The 17,888-nt window shown below is 51.0% G+C and carries 17 protein-coding genes and 1 riboswitch; of the genes, 11 read left to right on the top strand and 6 right to left on the bottom strand.

Annotation, left to right across the window (positions count from 1 at the left end):
- Positions 1-104 precede the first annotated feature (104 nt).
- From acs to ACOBQJ_RS07320, 4 genes are all read right to left on the bottom strand, one after another.
- Entirely contained in the window at positions 105-2,078 is a 1,974-nt protein-coding gene (gene acs, locus ACOBQJ_RS07335; protein WP_421071088.1) for an acetate--CoA ligase, read from the bottom strand.
- A gap of 269 nt (positions 2,079-2,347) precedes the next feature.
- Positions 2,348-2,791 (bottom strand): spore coat protein, encoded by a 444-nt coding sequence (locus ACOBQJ_RS07330; RefSeq protein ID WP_421071087.1) that lies wholly within the window; start codon positions 2,789-2,791, stop codon positions 2,348-2,350.
- A gap of 11 nt (positions 2,792-2,802) precedes the next feature.
- The gene (locus ACOBQJ_RS07325; protein ID WP_421071086.1) at positions 2,803-3,012 is read right to left on the bottom strand and encodes a spore coat protein; all 210 of its coding nucleotides are present in this window, start codon (positions 3,010-3,012) and stop codon (positions 2,803-2,805) included.
- A gap of 284 nt (positions 3,013-3,296) precedes the next feature.
- Complete coding sequence (locus ACOBQJ_RS07320; protein WP_421071085.1) at positions 3,297-3,710, bottom strand: hypothetical protein; 414 nt, start codon at positions 3,708-3,710, stop codon at positions 3,297-3,299.
- 261 nt (positions 3,711-3,971) lie between these two features.
- Between ACOBQJ_RS07320 and ACOBQJ_RS07315 the strand changes: the two genes are divergently transcribed.
- The 11 genes from ACOBQJ_RS07315 to ACOBQJ_RS07265 all read left to right on the top strand — a co-directional run bounded on the left by ACOBQJ_RS07315 (position 3,972) and on the right by ACOBQJ_RS07265 (position 15,722).
- A complete protein-coding gene (locus tag ACOBQJ_RS07315; protein ID WP_421071084.1) occupies positions 3,972-4,415 on the top strand; it encodes an Hsp20/alpha crystallin family protein in 444 nt (147 codons plus the stop codon).
- Between the two features lie 118 nt (positions 4,416-4,533).
- The gene (gene clpB / locus ACOBQJ_RS07310) at positions 4,534-7,125 is read left to right on the top strand and encodes an ATP-dependent chaperone ClpB (protein WP_421071083.1); all 2,592 of its coding nucleotides are present in this window, start codon (positions 4,534-4,536) and stop codon (positions 7,123-7,125) included.
- Positions 7,126-7,494: 369 nt separating this feature from the next.
- On the top strand, positions 7,495-8,601 hold the full coding sequence (locus tag ACOBQJ_RS07305; protein WP_421071082.1) for a DUF362 domain-containing protein: 1,107 nt from the start codon (positions 7,495-7,497) through the stop codon (positions 8,599-8,601).
- 180 nt (positions 8,602-8,781) lie between these two features.
- Positions 8,782-10,041, top strand: coding sequence for a GTPase HflX (gene hflX, locus ACOBQJ_RS07300; protein ID WP_421071081.1), 1,260 nt, complete (start codon positions 8,782-8,784; stop codon positions 10,039-10,041).
- A gap of 136 nt (positions 10,042-10,177) precedes the next feature.
- Positions 10,178-10,263, top strand: a riboswitch (cyclic di-GMP riboswitch).
- A 71-nt stretch (positions 10,264-10,334) separates the two neighbouring features.
- The gene (locus ACOBQJ_RS07295) at positions 10,335-11,126 is read left to right on the top strand and encodes a flagellar motor protein (RefSeq protein ID WP_421071080.1); all 792 of its coding nucleotides are present in this window, start codon (positions 10,335-10,337) and stop codon (positions 11,124-11,126) included.
- A gap of 6 nt (positions 11,127-11,132) precedes the next feature.
- The gene (locus ACOBQJ_RS07290; RefSeq protein WP_421071079.1) at positions 11,133-11,924 is read left to right on the top strand and encodes a flagellar motor protein MotB; all 792 of its coding nucleotides are present in this window, start codon (positions 11,133-11,135) and stop codon (positions 11,922-11,924) included.
- Positions 11,925-12,034: 110 nt separating this feature from the next.
- On the top strand, positions 12,035-12,337 hold the full coding sequence (gene flgM, locus ACOBQJ_RS07285) for a flagellar biosynthesis anti-sigma factor FlgM (protein ID WP_421071078.1): 303 nt from the start codon (positions 12,035-12,037) through the stop codon (positions 12,335-12,337).
- 69 nt (positions 12,338-12,406) lie between these two features.
- A complete protein-coding gene (locus ACOBQJ_RS07280) occupies positions 12,407-12,877 on the top strand; it encodes a flagellar protein FlgN (RefSeq protein WP_421071077.1) in 471 nt (156 codons plus the stop codon).
- Between the two features lie 18 nt (positions 12,878-12,895).
- Positions 12,896-14,302 carry a flagellar hook-associated protein FlgK gene (flgK, locus tag ACOBQJ_RS07275; RefSeq protein ID WP_421071076.1) on the top strand — a complete coding sequence of 469 codons (1,407 nt, stop codon included), beginning with the start codon at positions 12,896-12,898 and terminating at the stop codon, positions 14,300-14,302.
- A 13-nt stretch (positions 14,303-14,315) separates the two neighbouring features.
- Positions 14,316-15,278, top strand: coding sequence for a flagellar hook-associated protein FlgL (flgL, locus tag ACOBQJ_RS07270; protein ID WP_421071075.1), 963 nt, complete (start codon positions 14,316-14,318; stop codon positions 15,276-15,278).
- 96 nt (positions 15,279-15,374) lie between these two features.
- Entirely contained in the window at positions 15,375-15,722 is a 348-nt protein-coding gene (locus ACOBQJ_RS07265; protein WP_421071074.1) for a hypothetical protein, read from the top strand.
- Between the two features lie 24 nt (positions 15,723-15,746).
- Here the strand turns inward: ACOBQJ_RS07265 and pseC are convergent, their stop codons facing one another.
- Positions 15,747-16,883 carry a UDP-4-amino-4,6-dideoxy-N-acetyl-beta-L-altrosamine transaminase gene (pseC, locus tag ACOBQJ_RS07260; RefSeq protein WP_421071177.1) on the bottom strand — a complete coding sequence of 379 codons (1,137 nt, stop codon included), beginning with the start codon at positions 16,881-16,883 and terminating at the stop codon, positions 15,747-15,749.
- Between the two features lie 27 nt (positions 16,884-16,910).
- On the bottom strand, positions 16,911-17,885 hold the full coding sequence (pseB, locus tag ACOBQJ_RS07255) for a UDP-N-acetylglucosamine 4,6-dehydratase (inverting) (RefSeq protein ID WP_421071073.1): 975 nt from the start codon (positions 17,883-17,885) through the stop codon (positions 16,911-16,913).
- Positions 17,886-17,888: the final 3 nt, after the last annotated feature.

Below are 17,888 nucleotides of genomic sequence, written 5' to 3'. Positions count from 1 at the left end.
GCCGGGTAAAATTAAATGTGACAGGAGAACCTTCCCCTGTCACCCTGTCTTTTCCTATGGATGTTGGTATGCGAATATTGTTGGCGGGTAAAATGAACTTTATTTTAAGGTTTACCGGTTAAAAGTGTATCTACTACTGTCGGGTCAGCCAGTGTCGAGGTGTCACCGAGCTGCTCAATTTCTCCGGCCGCGATTTTTCTTAAAATCCTCCTCAGGATCTTGCCGCTCCTGGTCTTCGGCAGGGAGTGGGTAAAATGTATCACGTCCGGCGAAGCAATCGGGCCGATCTCTTTGCGTACTATGGCGACTAGCTCCCTTCTCAAATCTTCTGTAGCGGTAATCCCCTCTATTAATGTAACATAGGCGTAAATACCCTCGCCCTTGATGTCGTGCGGGTAGCCTACCACAGCCGCCTCAGCCACTTTGGGGTGAGCCACCAGCGAGCTTTCCACTTCAGCCGTCCCCAGCCGGTGCCCGGATATGTTGATAACGTCGTCCACACGGCCCATCAGCCAGAAGAAACCATCCTCGTCCTTGCGGGCCCCGTCGGCCGTGAAATAGCAGCCCTGGTACTGGGTAAAATAAGTGTTTTTAAATTTATTGGGCTCGCCGTAGACACCGCGCATGATACCGGGCCAGGGCCTCGTTATGACCAGGTACCCGCCTTCGTTTACGCCCGCTTCCGAGCCGTCATGGCGAATAACCTTCGCGTCCACTCCGAAAAAGGGCAGTGTGGCTGAGCCGGGCTTAAGCGGGACGCAGCCGGGCAGGGGCGATATTAAAATGCCGCCTGTTTCAGTCTGCCACCAGGTATCGACAATAGGGCATTTTTCCTTGCCGATCACCTTGTAAAACCACATCCAGGCCTCCGGATTAATCGGCTCGCCGACCGAGCCAAGCAGGCGCAGACTGCTGAGGTCTCTTCTAAGCGGCCACCGGTCGCCGTCTCTCATCATTGATCGAATAGCCGTGGGAGCGGTGTAAAAGGTATTTACCCGGTATTTTTCTACGATTTCCCAGAACCTGTCCGGTTCGGGATAATTGGGTGTGCCTTCAAACATCAATGTAGTTGCGCCTGCGGAAAGAGGGCCGTAGACTATGTAGCTGTGCCCGGTAACCCAGCCGATATCGGCCGTGCACCAGAATAAATCCTCATCCCGGTAGTCGAATATATATCTGAAGGTGGTGTTGGCATATACCAGGTAACCGCCGGTGGTGTGCAGCACGCCTTTGGGTTTGCCGGTACTGCCGCTGGTATAAAGTATGAAAAGCGGGTCTTCAGCATCCATTTGCTCCGGTTCACAGGCGCCCTGGGCGTTTTTCATAAGGTCGTGGTACCAGAGATCGCGATCACCATTCATCTCGCAATCCCGGTCGATCCTCCTGATCACAACGCAGTTCTTTACTTTCGGGCAGTCAAGCAGCGCCTCATCGACTGTTTCCTTAACCTGGAGCACTTTGCCTGACCTGTAGCTATAATTACACGTTACCAGCGTTTTCGCACCCGCGTCCAGGATCCTGTCCCGCAGCGCCTCAGAGCTGAAACCGCCGAAAACTACGCTGTGGATAGCGCCAATCCTGGCGCAGGCCAGTAAGGTAATAACAAGTTCGGGTATCATCGGCAGGTAGACGGTTACCCTGTCTCCTTTTTCTACCCCTAAATCTTTTAAAACGTTTGCGAATTTGCAGACTTCACGGTGCAGCTGGAGATAAGTGTATGTTCTGCTTTCTTCCAGCGGCTCCCCCTGCCAGACCAGTGCTGCCTTGTTCCGGCGCCAGGTTTTTAGATGGCGGTCCAGGCAGTTATACGTGGCGTTTAATTTGCCGCCGTCAAAATATCTGATAAAAAAATTATCCCCGAAATCATATTCTTCAACCGTATCCCATTTCTTAAACCAATCAATTTGCTCTGCCATCTCAGCCCAGAATTCGTCCGGATTTTCAATGGACTTCCGCCACATCTCGTTGCGCTCTTCAATACTGCTGACAAGCGCTTTACCCACAAAATCAGGTGACGGATGAAAAACTCTGTTTTCGATCAGTGAAGATTCCACGCTTCCAGTTTTCTTACCCGGCATTTGCTACCCCTCCACCAAAAATATAAATAGTGTAAACCTTATTTATGCATCTAATTGACTGTCAACAAATAATGCTCTTATAATATATCATATTTTTTAAATAATTAAGAATTTTAAGTTTAAAGGCACAAAATGCAGGTTAAATGGTTTTTTTCAATGGTAAGAGTTATGGATAAGGCAGCGCAAAAGGTTGTTTTTCAGGGGTAAACCGATATCCTGGAATCTTAAGCCAAAGAAAATGGCGCCAGTTGGTCTGGCGCCATTTAGGATTAAATCATGGGGCTTTGCGGCGGCCGGTACATGGTCTGCTGCTGAGGCATACCCATCTGCTGCGGCATTCCCACACCGGTCTGGTAACTATACTGGGGAATATTCCCCTGATAAGCATGCTGCTGGGGGATATTTCCCTGGTATGGCTGCTGCTGAGACGCTGTACTCCTTGCCGCTGTGTTCTGCACTTTTTGCAGCTCCTGGTTCCACTTAGTAATATTCTGGTTGAGTTCGTTCATATTTGCTGTTTTGGGCTGATACCAGCCGCGGTTATTCATTTCCAGGAAAATTTCGTGCTGGATCTGGTGCACATCTCTTAAAATACCGGTAAAGGAATCCAGAAGCTGGCTGTTAGCCGCTTCAAGCGCCGCATGGTTATAACCGCCGGCAATATATTTCTCTGTAATCAGGACATCAGTTAAACGGTCCTTATCATCAAACATATTTACACCTCCTAGAACTGCCTCTGCTGGGCAAAATTTTGCGCGTTCCTCATCAAGATCTCATAATGTCCCCGGTGTCTCTCAGCAATTCTCGTGTACATTTGCTGGAGTTTGGGGTCGGTCGACTCACGGGCATACGTAATGTTTTTGGTAATTGCCAGAGCTTCAGACCTGAGCTGTTCTCCCAGTTGAAAAAGTTCCATTTCCGTTAACTGCGTCAACAAATCCACCTCCTTTTAATCCGGCTACAAGCCTCCGGGTAGCTGGCTGGAATTTCTATAATAGTTTGCTCATGGAACTGAAAATAATTCAAATAAATTAAAAAAAAACCAGTATAAAACTATGAAGAGCTGTAAGCCGGACCGCACAGAACAAATTTTGCTCAGTAAAAAACCCGGCATATTAAAGTATCCCGGGCCAATAAATAATATAAATATTTCATTTAAGATAAAGCTCTGCCGGATATGAAACTGTTACCCGGCAAGGCTGTACGAAAGCACATCATCTAGCACCTTCTGGCTGGTTTGACAGAGAAGTATGCAATGGCCAGGAGAAGAATTCCGATCAGGAAACCGGTATACCCTGTCAGCAGGTTTACCAGGCCGCCGCCCAAAGTGGAGCCAAAAGCTTCACCGGCTGCCTGGGCGCCCTGCTGGGCAGTCTGCACGGTCTGCTGCCCGTAAAAAAGCGGCAGTATCAAGGATGCCAGGGGTATAACCAGGCATTCTACGGCGGCTACCAGGCAGGCTTTTGTCCATATAGTCCCGATTGTCCGTGAGCTGCGGTAAAAAAGAAAGGCAAACAGTACCGTGCCGATCACAAAAATATAGAAAGCGGCCTTCACACTTGCCAGAGCGGCCAGAAAATATAAGAGAAGGCCGGTGAGCAGCCCGGCTATGACAGCATTAAAAATCCTCATGATTTCCCTCCTTTCTATTTTTTAGTAAAGTGTATGCTTGTACCCGCCGGATATTTCCTAAAAATCTAAACAGATCCGGACTGAGGGAAGGCCTATCGGGGGAAAATATTAAATAAAAGTTAAATTTTTCTTAAAGAAACTGGGACGATATTGACAGTTGAAAAACCATATTTTATAATAAGGTCAAATAAAGTCAAAGGCAGTAAAAGTGCCGCCGGGGCGTTATTTAAATTTACAATTAATAAGTGAGGTGTTCTTTAAATGGCGATAGTAAGGTGGGATCCGTTTCGTGAACTGGCAGGCCTGCAGGGCTCAATTTCCAAGCTTTTTGACGATAACTTAAGCTATTTTAGGATGCCTGGAGTACCAGCCGGTCAGCTTGCATTTCCCGTGGATATCAAGGACACTCCGGAGTCGGTTCTGATCAAGGCCGAACTGCCGGGGATGAAAAAAGAAGATATAAAAATTAGTTTTAATGACAATATACTGACCATTCAGGCTGAACGCAGCAAGGAGGAAAAAGAAGAAGGGGTCAACTATGTAAGGACAGAACGCAGCTACGGTTCGTTCAGCAGGTCTTTCACGGTTGACGTGCTGGTAAAACAAGGCGGGATCAAGGCCGGCTACCAGGAAGGCGTCCTTGAAATAACGCTGCCCAAAGAGACGGTTGTACAAAAAGAAGCAATAAACATTCAGGTTGAATAATCTTGAATGCCCCGGCGATATATTTATTTTGCAAGCGAGGGAATAGCAATACCCTCGTTTTTTACAGAGCGGGCCGAAAATTGGCCCTTAAAACATGTGAATTGAAAGGAGTGATTGTGTGAGGCTGGATAAACTTACCCTGAAAACCCAGGAAGCGTTAGAAGACGCGCAAAAAATTATGTCTGAATACAGCAACCAGCAGATGGAGGGTGAACATCTCCTGCTGGGATTGCTCCGGCAGGACGAGGGCCTGGTCAGGCAGATCCTGAAAAAACTGGAGATCGATATAGCTAAGCTAAAGGACCAGGTCCAGGCAGCCGTGGACCGGCTGCCAAAAGTCCGCGGCGCCGGCGGGGCGTACGTCTCCCAGGGCCTTTCTCAAATTGTCGACCTGGCCTGGAAAGAGGCGGAGAGGCTTAAAGACGAATATCTAAGCACCGAGCACATCTTGCTGGGCATGGTGGCCGGCAGGGAAGGAGAAGCGGGAAAAATCCTGCGCGCCAACGGGGTAACCCAGGACCGTGTTTACAAAATCCTGGTGGAAATACGCGGTACCCAGCGCGTCACCGACCAGAACCCGGAAGACAAATACCAGTCGCTGGCCCGCTTTACCAGGGACCTGACCGATCTCGCCCGCAAGGGCAAGATGGACCCGGTGATAGGCAGGGACGAGGAAATCCGGAGGGTGGTCCAGGTGCTTTCCCGGCGCACCAAGAACAACCCTGTGCTGATCGGTGAGCCCGGCGTGGGCAAGACCGCCATCGTGGAAGGGCTGGCCCAGCGCATTGTAAGCGGCGACGTCCCCGAAAGTTTAAAAAACAAGCGCCTGCTCAGCCTGGATATTGGCGCCATGATCGCGGGCTCGAAATACCGCGGTGAGTTTGAGGACCGCCTGAAGGCGGTATTGAAGGAAATTAGCGAGGCCCAGGGTGAAATCGTCCTTTTTATTGACGAGCTGCACACCCTGGTTGGCGCCGGTGCCGCGGAAGGGGCCGTCGACGCGGCCAACATGCTGAAGCCGGCGCTGGCGCGGGGTGAACTGCGCTGCGTGGGAGCCACCACCCTGGACGAGTACCGCAAGCATATAGAAAAAGACGCCGCGCTGGAGCGCCGTTTTCAGCCCGTCTACGTGGGAGAGCCCAATGTAGAGGATACTATTGCCATCCTGAGGGGGCTGAAAGAAAAATATGAAGTGCACCACGGGGTGCGGATTAAAGACGCCGCTCTTGTCGCCGCGGCGATGCTGTCACACCGCTACATTTCAGAGCGCTTCCTGCCCGACAAGGCCATAGACCTTATTGATGAGGCGGCTTCACGCCTGCGCATAGAAATTGACAGCATGCCGACTGAAATAGATGAAATAGACAGGCGGGTCAGGCAGCTTGAGATCGAAAAGCAGGCGCTGGCCAAGGAGCAGGACAGGGCCAGCCAGGAACGGCTGGAAAAAATGGAAGAGGAATTGGCCGCTCTCAAGTCAAGCATGGAAACGTTGAAGGAGCACTGGCGCAAAGAAAAAGAGCTCATCCAGAGCATCCGCGAGATTAAGGAAAGAATTGAAGAGACCCGGCTTTTGGAGCAGGCGGCTGAGCGTGAGACCGACCTGGGCAGGGTGGCCGAGCTGCGCTACGGCGTGCTGCCTGATTTTGAAAGACGCCTACAGCAAAGCAACGAGAAGCTGGAAGAACTGCAGAAAGCCCATAGAATGCTGAAAGAGGAAGTGGACGAAGAAGACATCGCGGAAGTGGTATCCAAATGGACCGGTGTCCCGGTCTCCAGGATGCTGGAGGGTGAAGTGCAGAAGCTGTTGAAAATGGAAGGGCTCCTGACGGAAAGGGTGGTCGGCCAGGAACGTGCGGTGCAGGCGGTTTCTGACTCTATACGCCGGGCCAGGGCCGGGGTATCGGACCCGAACAGGCCGATGGGCTCCTTTATATTCCTGGGCCCCACCGGTGTCGGCAAAACCGAGCTGGCCAGAGCGCTGGCGCACTTCCTTTTCAATGACGAGCGGGCCATGCTGCGTTTTGACATGAGTGAATACATGGAAAAACATACCGTCTCGCGGCTGATCGGCGCTCCTCCCGGCTACGTCGGCTACGAGGAAGGCGGCCAGCTTACCGAGGCTGTACGCCGCCGCCCTTACGCGGTAATTCTGTTTGACGAGATCGAGAAGGCGCACCCCGATGTGTTCAACATACTGCTGCAGCTGCTGGACGACGGCCGGCTTACAGACGGGCACGGACGCACCGTGGATTTCCGGAATACTGTCGTGATTATGACTTCAAACCTGGGGAGCCACTGGTTTCGTGAAATCAAGGACGACAACCGGGCGGGGCTTGAGGCCCGCGTGATGGATGAGCTGAGGGCGAGTTTCCGGCCGGAGTTCCTGAACCGTGTCGACGAAGTGGTGATTTTCAACAACCTGGGCAGGGATGAAATCGTCCGGATTGTAGATATCCAGTTGGTCCTGCTGAAACAGCGGCTGGAAAAACTGGGGATATCCCTGGAGGTAACGGAGGAGGCTAAAGCGCTGCTGGCGGCAGAAGGTTTCGACCCGGTTTACGGCGCCAGGCCGCTGAAAAGGGCTATCCAGAAGCGGCTGGAGAACCCGCTTTCGGTGTACCTGCTGGAAGGAAAGAAAGCCCGCGGCGGGGGTATCCTGGTTAAGGTCGATCCGGCGGGCGGCAGCCTGGTCTTTGAAGACCGCCCGTAATGAGAAGTGAGACTTGAGAAGTGAGACGTGAGAATTAACGGGGACATATCTCGGCCCATAGAATCGGGGACATTCCTCTGCCACGGAGAACGGCTACAAATAGAGGTGTGTCCCCTTTCCACTGTCATAGTACCGGTTAACGATAAGAGTGTGCTGAAAGAGGTACCCCATTCCGATCGGGGACATATCTCGGCCCAGAAGGAATATCCGAAACAGAGATGTGTCCCCATTCCGCTGTCATAGTATGTTTAGTTAGACAATAGTCTGCTGCCAAATGTGATTAATAGCAGGAATTATGAAAAAGATGGTAGAAATTTAAAACACCGGACGGAGCGCCGGAAAATAAAAACCTTTCGGGAGGGGGTACATATGGCTTCAAAGGTTTATTTCACCGATATGCGGGCCGGTTTTAAAAAAAGCCTGCTGGATAAAGTGGAGAGGTTGTTTGACCAGGCCGGCATGCCGGCTGTTATCGGGCGCAAAGACCTGGTGGCCTTAAAGCTCCATTTTGGCGAAAAAGGCAATACCGGGTATATCCGCCCCCAGTTTCTGCGCAGGATAGTAAACAAAGTAAAGGGCCTGGGAGGCAGGCCTTTCCTGACAGACGCCAATACACTTTACTTCGGCAGCCGGGACAACGCCTACAATCACCTGCAGACAGCCATAGAAAACGGTTTCGCCTACGCGGTGGTGGACGCCCCGCTTATTATCGCGGACGGGCTTACCGGCAAGGATTACATAAATGTGGAGATCAACCGCAAGCATTTTAAAGAGGTGAAGATCAGCTCGGCGGCATATCACGCCGACGCGATCATCGCCTTAACCCATTTCAAGGGCCACGAGATGACCGGGTTTGGCGGCGTCCTAAAAAATCTCGGCATGGGGCTGGGATCGCGGAGCGGCAAACAGAATATGCACTCTGACGTGCTTCCCTCGGTAAACCCGGAACGGTGCAAGGGCTGCGAAAGGTGCAGCCAGTGGTGCCCGGCGCAGGCGATTAACCTCCAGGGCAAAGTTACTGTGGTGGACGAGAGCAAATGCATCGGCTGCGGCGAGTGCACGGTCACCTGCCCGGTCCATGCCATTGACATAAATTGGAAAACCCAGCCGGAAGCAATCCAGGAAAAAATAGTGGAGTACGCTGAAGGGGCTTTAAAAAACAAAAACGGGAAATACGGTTTTATAACCTTTGTTACCAATGTATCACCCGATTGTGACTGTTATGGCTGGAGCGACGCGCCCCTGGTTAAGGACATCGGCATTCTCGCCTCCCGTGACCCGGTCGCTATTGACCAGGCCTGCATTGACCTGGTTAACCAGGAGGCTGCCCTTCCCAATACCCGCCTGGAGGGCAAACCCGACGTGCGGGATAAGTTCAGGTCGCTTTATCCCGACATCGACTGGAACCGCCAGCTAGCCTACGCGGAGGAAATCGGTCTTGGCGCCAGGCAATACGAGCTGATCAAATGTGATTGAATAATCGTCTCATTTCAACATCTCACATCACATTTCTTACACTTCAAAGGGTGTGTACCCGTTTAGCTCATGGTGTGTGAAAAGAGGTATCTAACCGACAGAGGCCTGTGCTGCTGTTGCCGCAAGGCCTCTTCCTATTATATAATCGCTGTAATTTAAATAGTCAGGAGAGATATACGGTTGGCATTGGAAGTCCAGAGGGAAAAAGCAATCCTGGTGGGAATAGAACTGACAGGGGACAACCCTGAACAGACGGCTTATTCCTTTGAAGAACTGGCCCGGCTGGCGGATACAGCCGGCGCGGATGTTGTTGGGCGGGTATATCAGAAAAGGAACAAGCCGGATACTGTAGCCTTTCTCGGCCGGGGCAAAGCTGAGGAACTGGCCGTGCTCTGCCGCGATTATGGTGCCAGCCTGGCGATTTTTGACCGGGAGTTGTCCGCCGTCCAGGCCCGCAACCTGGAGAAAATCACGGGTGTAAGGATAATTGACCGGACCCAGCTGATCCTCGATATATTTGCCGGCAGGGCAAAAACCAGGGAGGGCAAGCTGCAGGTTGAGCTCGCCCAGCTAAATTATCTCCTGCCCCGCCTCACCGGCCGTGGGGCTGAAATGTCCCGCCTGGGGGGCGGCATCGGCACCAGGGGGCCTGGTGAAACAAGGCTGGAAGTTGACCGCCGGCGCATTCGCAGGCGCATAGCGGACCTGAACGCGGAGATCAGGGAAGTCAAAAAGCATCGCGATTTACTGCGCCGGAGCCGCAGGGAAATCCCCATCCCCCTGGTGGCCCTGGTGGGATATACGAATGCGGGAAAGTCAACTATTTTAAAGAAGCTGACAGGCGCCGGCGTACTAGTGGAAGACAAGCTCTTTGCCACCCTTGACCCCACCACGCGCCGGGTGGCGCTGCCGAATAACGAGGCGATCCTGTTGACCGATACAGTGGGATTTATCCAGAACCTGCCCCACCACCTGGTGGCGGCGTTCAGGGCAACTCTGGAAGAAGTGGTGGAGGCCGACCTGCTCCTGCATGTTGTCGACGCGTCTCACCCCAACGCTGAAAAACACATCGAAGCCGTGAACAGGGTCCTGGAGTCGCTGGGAGCCGCGCAGAAGCCATTTATCATGGTATACAACAAATTCGACCTCCTGCCGGACGGGACTCTTCCCCCGGCGGAAAAAGGGCAGCAGGCAGTGCCCCTATCCGCCAGTAAAGGATGGGGGTTTGAAGATCTGTTGGAAGCTATCGCAAGGGCTTTCGCCTCAAGGCGGGTACGAAAGACCTTTTTCATCCCCTATGGCAAAAGCGGGATGCTGCCGCTGCTGCATGAAAAAGGAAAAGTTCTCCGTGAAGAGCACGGTGAAAAAGGGGTAACAATCGATGTCGAAATTGAAGCTGTCTGGGCGGACAGGGTGGCGGCAAGGATTAGGGAATCTTAGAAAAATCTGAAAAGAGGTATTAATAAATAAGTAAAAAAGCCGATTAAAGTACTGGAAATGTTTAATAACCGACAAGCAAAAATAACCAGTTTATTAAAGTATTTACATTAAAATTTAAATATAAAGTTACTTTACCCTAAGTATATGGCAAACCTTTCGAAAGGGAGGGGCGCGGGGCACTGGGGTCTAAAGCCGCAAGGCCAAGGCTGCCGGGCTGCAAGGTTTTAGCGCGAAGGTGGTCATCAGGGCTGCCTTTTTATTTGGAGTTATGTAATCCGGGGAGGTTAGATTGCGTGGAGATAACCGCTATTGGCGGAATTTTATTTGCTGTCATATCCTTGGTTACCGCTTTTCTCATGGATGGCGGGCATATAATGGCGCTGATAAAGCCGACCGCGGCTATGATAGTTTTTGGCGGCACTATCGGCGCCACAATTGTCAGTTTTTCCTTAAGTGAAATTGCCACGGTTCCCAGACTTTTGATGATCATTTTATTTCAAAAGCTGCCAAACGAGGTGGCGTTGATTGAGCAGATTGTGGGCCTGGCCGATAAAGTGCGCCGGGAAGGCCTTTTATACCTGGAGAACCAGCTCCCGCAAATTGATGACAGCTTCATGCGCAAAGGTATCCAACTGGTTGTAGACGGTACCGACCCGGAGCTGGTCAGGCAGATACTGGAGACCGAGATTTATTCCATCCAGGAGCGACACCATACCGGCGCCAGCATCTTTGAAGCGGCCGGAGGCTATGCCCCTACAATGGGGATTATCGGGACGGTGATGGGGCTGGTGCACGTACTGGGCAACCTGGAAAGCCCCGAGACGCTCGGTCCTTCGATCGCCCTGGCGTTTATCGCCACACTGTATGGCATCGGCTCAGCGAATATCCTGTGGCTGCCCATTGCGGAAAAACTAAAGAACCTGAGCAAAAAAGAGGTAATGCTGCAGGAACTGATGCTGGAGGGGATTATCTCAATTCAGGCCGGTTACAACCCTCTTCTGATCAGGGAAAGGCTTTCCGCCTTCTTAAAACCCAAGCACCGTGAAAAGAAAGCAGAATCAGAGGATTCGGAAAAGGATGAGTAAAGGCATATGAAGCGCCGCCGCCAGACATCGGGCAAAGCAAACCACGAGAGATGGCTTTTGACATATTCAGATTTAATAACACTGCTAATGGTTTTTTTTGTAGTCCTGTATGCTTTGAGCAACCTGAACGCTAAAAAATTTCAGGCTGTTGCCCTTTCCCTCTCCCACGCGATGGGCGGCGGCGGGCAGTCGGTGATGAATGAGCCGGGCACCTCTCTTGCTCCCGGCATTTCCGGCAGCTCCCTGATCGAGGACATCCAGATGACCATGGAGACGAAGGAAGCCAGCGACCTTGAGAAAATCCGCCAAGAGCTGCAGGCTTACATTGATGAAAACGGTCTGAACGACAAGATCTCGGTTAACCTGGAAGAGAGGGGTGTTGTGCTGAGTTTCAAAGACGTGGCCCTTTTCCCCCTTGGCTCAGCCGAACTGACGAAGGACGCCAGGGAACTGATCAACAAGACTGGGCAGATTTTAAGGAAAGCCCCCCAGTTTATCAGGGTGGAGGGCCATACAGACAACCTTCCAATAAACACCGCTCAGTTTCCTTCCAACTGGGAACTTTCCGTGACAAGAGCAACTGCGGTGGTGCAGGAGCTGATCAAGGAACTGAATTTCCACCCGGAGCGCTTATCAGCCGCCGGTTACGGAGAATTTCGCCCCAAGTCGCCGAATGATTCGAACGAAAACCGGCAGCAGAACCGCCGGGTGGATATTGTGGTGCTGAAAAGCAAATATGAAACTTCTGAACCAATGGCCCAGGTAGAGCCTTCGGATAGTAATTCTGGTGAACTTTAATTGAAATATATTTGGGACTTTCGTAGAATAGAATTGGGACTCTTTATTACTAAAGTTTCCGTTTAACCCTGACGATTATTTTTTTAAGGAAACTAAGGTGGGTGATCCGGGTGAAAATTAACGGGCCGGGTGGCATTGGGCCTCTAAAGGCATACACTGCCCAGATAAAAAAAGATAAGTCCGCGCAAAAAGGACAAAATAACGGCCAAATCCTGGGGGACAGTGTGGAAATTTCAAAGGAAGCAATGGAAATGCAATCATACCGCAGTATGCTTGACAAATTGCCGGCTGTCCGGGAGGAACTGGTAGCTTCTTTAAAACAAAGCATTCAGGATGGTTCTTACCGGCCGGACAGCGAAAAAATCGCTGCCGGTATAATTTCAGACAGGAACCTGGACAAGGCAAGTTCATAGGACAGACGAATTTTGCAGGCTCTCTTATAAAAAATAAGGAAGGTACACATGGAGTCTCTATTTTTAAATTTGTCTAAAATTCTTAAATTGCAAAACCAAACTATCGCTGAGCTTTTGGAAGCTGCCAGAGCACACAATACTGCCCTGCGCAAAAACGACATAAAGTTAATATTGGCCACCGCGTATAAGCAGGAAGAAATATCCCGCAAATTAATTGACCAGGATAAGAGAAGAGAAGCAACACAAAAGAAACTGGCTGATAAATATGGGTTGGGCGGTCAGCCTACCTTAAACATGCTTTTGTCTCATGCTTCTGAAATTACAGCCAGAGAACTGGACAAACTATCCCGGTCTCTCAAAGCCAGCCTGACGCAGGTTGATGAGATGAAAAATCTTAACAATATACTGGCCAGGCGCGGGCTGATCATGACCGAGCAGTTGATGAGAATACTCAGGCCTAAGAGCGGAAGCACTTACATGGGAAGCGGAAAAATGAAGGACCGCGGCAAGTTGCTTTCCGTTTTGGACAGGACCATTTAGATTGGTGGTAGCTTAATTATGACGAGTACGTGGTTCGGGTTGGAGACTGCCCGCAGGGGTATGATGGTAAATCAGCGGGCGCTTGATATAATAGGCCATAACCTGGCCAATGCCAGCACTGAAGGCTACTCCAGGCAGGAGGCTGTCATCAACCCCACAGAACCTTTTACTGAGCCGGCCCTGGACAGTTGGGTCACGGTGGGGCAGCTTGGTACCGGGGTGGAGGTAAGCAGTATCCGCCGCGTAAAGGACGAGTACCTGGACAATAACGTGCGGCGCTGCACGACAGACAGTTCTTACTGGGAAGAGCAGCTTAATGTTTTACAGCTCGCCGAGGCTTCTATCGCAGAACCTGCCTCGGACGGTATCGGTGACAGAATAACGGATTTTTTCACCTCCTGGATGAACTTGAACAACAATCCCCAGGACTCAAGCGTTAAAGCAGCGGTTGTCGAGTCGGGAGACAGTTTAGCCTCATTATTATCTTATACATACAACCAGCTGAATGACGTACAGGACAGCATAGCGGTTATAGACGCCACACCGGCGGTTGCCGGGGGTAAAATAAGCGACCAGGTGGGAGAAGTCAACGACCTGCTTGTTCAGATCCAGGACTTAACCGATTCGATTGTCAGGGTATATGATGTCGGACAGCAGCCCAACGACCTGCTGGACCAGAGGGATATGCTGCTGGAAGAGCTAAGCCAATACGGGCCGGTAAGCGTGACTTTTGAAACCGTAAACGGTATGCCGACCGGTGAACTAAGCGAATTCAACTTCTTAGGTTTAGACGTAAGCCAGGCGGGGACATCGTTCTCTCTTACAACAGACGGCGCCGACATCAGCCTTGCTATAACTGGCGGCGCTGACGACGGGTCAACGATTAACCTTACAGGCAGCGCCTTTGATGCAAACCTGGGGGGGTCTATTCTCGGACTGGAGCGGGCCAGGCAGAATGTCTTAGATTACATGTCAAAACTGGATGACCTGGCCTCAAATATGGAAAGCATGATCGCAGGCGTGGGTGTGAATTTCTTTTCGGGAGATTTATCCGCGGGTGACTTCTCGGTTGACTCCGCTATTTTGCTAAACCCGTCCCTGATTGACGGCACCCTGGCCGGTGACGTCGCCGACCTGCGGGATGTCCAGATTAACCCGCCGGCCCAACCATATACTTTTGAACAGTATTACGGCCTGCTGGTAACCGAGGTGGGAAGTGACGTAAAAGTTGCCGGTGATATGTACGACAACCAGTCAGCGATTAAAGATCAGATTACCAGCCTGAGAGACTCTGTTTCAGGTGTTTCAACCGATGAAGAATTAACCAAGATGATGCAGTTTGAATATGGTTTTCAGGCCTGCGCCAGGATGGTCACTGTTCTGGACGGCATGCTGGATCTCTTGATTAACGGGCTTATAGATTAAGGGGTGAAAAACGTTGCGTATTACTAACAGGTACATGACCAGCACTATTATCAGCAGCATCCAGAACAACTTGAGTACCATGGCCCGCAGCCAGGAGCAGCTTGCTACCAAAAAAAGGCTGCTGCGTCCAAGCGACGACCCCAATGTAATGGGCCAGTTTCTCTCCCTTAAGTCCGGATTAACTTACATGGAACAGTATAATAAAAACATAGACGACGGGCTCAGCTACCTTGATATGAGCGACACTTCCATGGGCACATTGGGTGATATCCTGTCCAAGGCCAGTGAATTTGCTATTCAGTCTGCCAACGACACGTACAGTGCCGAAGACAGGGTCGCCATAGCGGAACAGATCGGTAAATTAATTGACGAAGTGGTGGACCTGGCCAACTCAACAGTCGGCGGCAAATATATTTACGCCGGTACTAACAACAACAGTCCCCCATTTTCCAGAGTGGGAGACCTTATTGTATACTCAGGCGATACCAACGAGATCCGCCGCGAAGTGCTGGCCGGCACGGACTACCGGATCGACTCCCCGGGCATAACTACAAGTGGTATACCCGGTGTATTTGGTTCGGCTGTTGATAACGGTGACGGCACATATAATGTAAGTGACGGCTCTACTACTCCCGCCTCGGGAGACGGTATTTTTCAGGTGCTTTTTGAATTGAGAAACAGTTTATTTAATAATGACGCGGCAGGAATTCAGGGCAGTATAAGTAATTTGCAGGACCAAACAGACTCTTTGCTGGGATACCGGGTACAGGTGGGGGCCAGGACAAGCCATTTCGAGACGCTGCAGAGCATGCTGCTTGACCAGGAGATCAAACTCACCGCAAACCTGGAAAACATAGAGGGCGCCGATATGGAGCGCCTGGCCATCGAATACAGCCAGCAGCAGGTGGCATATGAGGCCGCGCTGGCTGCCGGGGCAAAGATGATGCAGGTCAGCCTGCTTGACTTCTTGAGATAAGAAAATATAATCAATAGATTTTTGATCGCTTAGATTTGTAAATATCAGTATATGAACAGGAGCGGATTTATTAGTATATAAAGTAAAGGTGGAGCTATGAAAATCGGGGGTGGAGGTCTGCAGGCTATTACAGCCCAGGAATCGGCGCGTACTTTGGACGCCGCCCGCCTGAGGCCGACAGCGGGAGAGGAATTGCTGCAAAGTGAAGATTTAGCCATGCGGAGAATGAGGTACGAGTTGAATAAAGCAGTGGAGAACATGCGCCGGGCAGCGGAAATGTACAACCAGCCCCTGGATTTTGTTCTTATTAAGGAAGGCAAACCCAGGATCAAGGCTAAAGACCGCCGTACCGGGAGCAGCCGTGAATTCACCCTGGAAGAGGCTGAAGCCTGGCTGGATGAAATGAAGGAAAAAAAAGGAAGGATTTTGAACGGGTATGTATAAAAAGTGACCGGCAAGCCGGTCACTTTATTTCTTGCTTATAATACGTTTAAGCTCTCTGCACACCCGGTTGGCGTCATCCATGCTCATTGACGGAAAGAGAGGGAGGCTTAACGCCCGCCAATAATAATCCTCAGCAGCCGGGCAAAGCCCTTTTGCGTATCCCAGCTCTTGATAATACGGGTGCCAGTAAACCGGCAGGTAGTGGACCTGGACGCCGATTCCCGCGCGGTGAAGTTCCTCGTAAATCTCACGGCGGGGAGGTTTTGGGCCTTTTAAACGAATTACATAAAGGTGCCAGGCTGGTATGACTTCTGCCAGATTCACTGGAGTATCTATATCCAGGCTGCTTAATTCCCGGTTATAAAAATCGACTAGTGCCTGTCTTTTTTCCAGGAAAGAAGTCAATTTTTTTAACTGGCTGATGCCGAGGGCGCACTGGATATCGGTAAGGCGGTAGTTATAGCCTAAATGTTGCATTTCGTGGTACCAGGGGCCGTGATACTCAGTGAGTTTATCTTTTTCCCGCACTATACCGTGGGAGCGGAACGCCAGCATTTTTTCATAATAACCCTTATCATTGGTTACAACCGCGCCGCCCTCACCGGTGGTTACGTGCTTGACCGGGTGAAAACTGAAGATAGTGATGTCAGCCAGAGAGCCAACCGGTCTTCCTTTATAAGCCGCGCCCAGTGAATGCGCCGCATCCTCAACGACAATCAGTCCATTTTCGCGGGCAATACTCAATACAGCGTCAAGGTCCGCCGGGTGGCCGGCGAAATCCACGGGGGCAATAACTTTTGTGCGGGGCCTAATATGTTTTTCCAGCCCTTCCGGGTTTATATTTATAGTATCCTTACGGATGTCGGCGAACACCGGCCTGGCTCCCATATATAAAGCCGCGTTAGCTGTAGCGGCGAAGGTAATGGGGGATGTAATCACCTCATCCCCCGGTCCTACTCCGGCTGCAAAATAAGCGGCGTGCAGAGCTGCTGTACCGGAATTCATCGCTACAGCATACCTGGCCCCTGACTTCTCTGCCAGGCATTTTTCAAACTTTTCAACCTCGGGTCCGGTTGTCAGCCAGTCGGACCGCAGGGTTTCAAGGACAGCCTGGACGTCTTCTTCATCCAGGGTCTGTTTCCCATAAGGTAAAAAGGCCATTTTTTTCAACTTTTCTCCTGGATTTTATTATTCAGCCACCATCTGCCGCAGTTCTTTTATAGTCAGCCAGCTTGTGTTGGTATCGCTGCTGTAACGGAAGTTGTCCGGCACAGGTTTTCCTTTAGACCAGTTTCCGCCGCCCCACCAGGGGAACTGGGGTTTGAGCACAAAGAAACGGTCCATCTCAATCGCGTTCCTGGCGTCATCTTCCGGGATCATCACTTCATGCAGTTTTTCCCCGGGACGGATACCTATGTACTCCTGTTTGCAGCCCGGCGCAATGGCTTCAGCCAGGTCCGTTAGCTTCATGCTTGGAATTTTGGGCACAAATATTTCGCCGCCGTGCATATTGGCAAGGCAGTCTAGTACAAATTTTGCTCCCTGTTCAAGTGTTATCCAGAACCTGGTCATTCTGGAGTCAGTGATAGTGATTACACCAGTTTCCCGCTGCTTTTTAAATAACGGGATTACGCTGCCCCTGCTGCCGACCACGTTGCCGTAACGGACCACGCCAAAACGGGTGTCTTTATTTCCCGCGTAGGCATTGCCGGCAATAAAAAGCTTGTCCGAGCATAACTTGGTGGCTCCATAGAGGTTAACAGGGTTGGCAGCCTTGTCGGTGCTTAAGGCGATAACACGTTTGACGCCGCAGTCAATTGAAGCTTCGATTATGTTTTGCGCTCCCAGGACATTAGTCTTAATTGCTTCAAAGGGGTTGTATTCGCACGCGGGAACCTGCTTTAAGGCGGCGGCGTGCACCACGTAATCCACTCCGGCAAAGGCACGGTACAGCCTGTCTTTATCACGCACATCACCTATGAAAAAACGCAGCCTGCGGTCATTGAAATCCTTTTCCATTTCAAATTGTTTCAACTCGTCCCGGCTTAACACGATTACGCGGCGGGGGTTATGATTATCCAAAACGTAACGAATAAATTTCTTGCCGAAAGATCCAGTTCCGCCGGTTACTAATATGGATTTTCCCTTTAATAAAATTTCCATAAG

The organism is Pelotomaculum propionicicum (assembly GCF_048984525.1).
Lineage (GTDB): Bacteria > Bacillota > Desulfotomaculia > Desulfotomaculales > Pelotomaculaceae > Syntrophopropionicum > Syntrophopropionicum propionicicum_A.
Note: the sequence above shows the minus strand (reverse complement) of the source record. Positions and strands in the feature narration are given on the sequence as shown.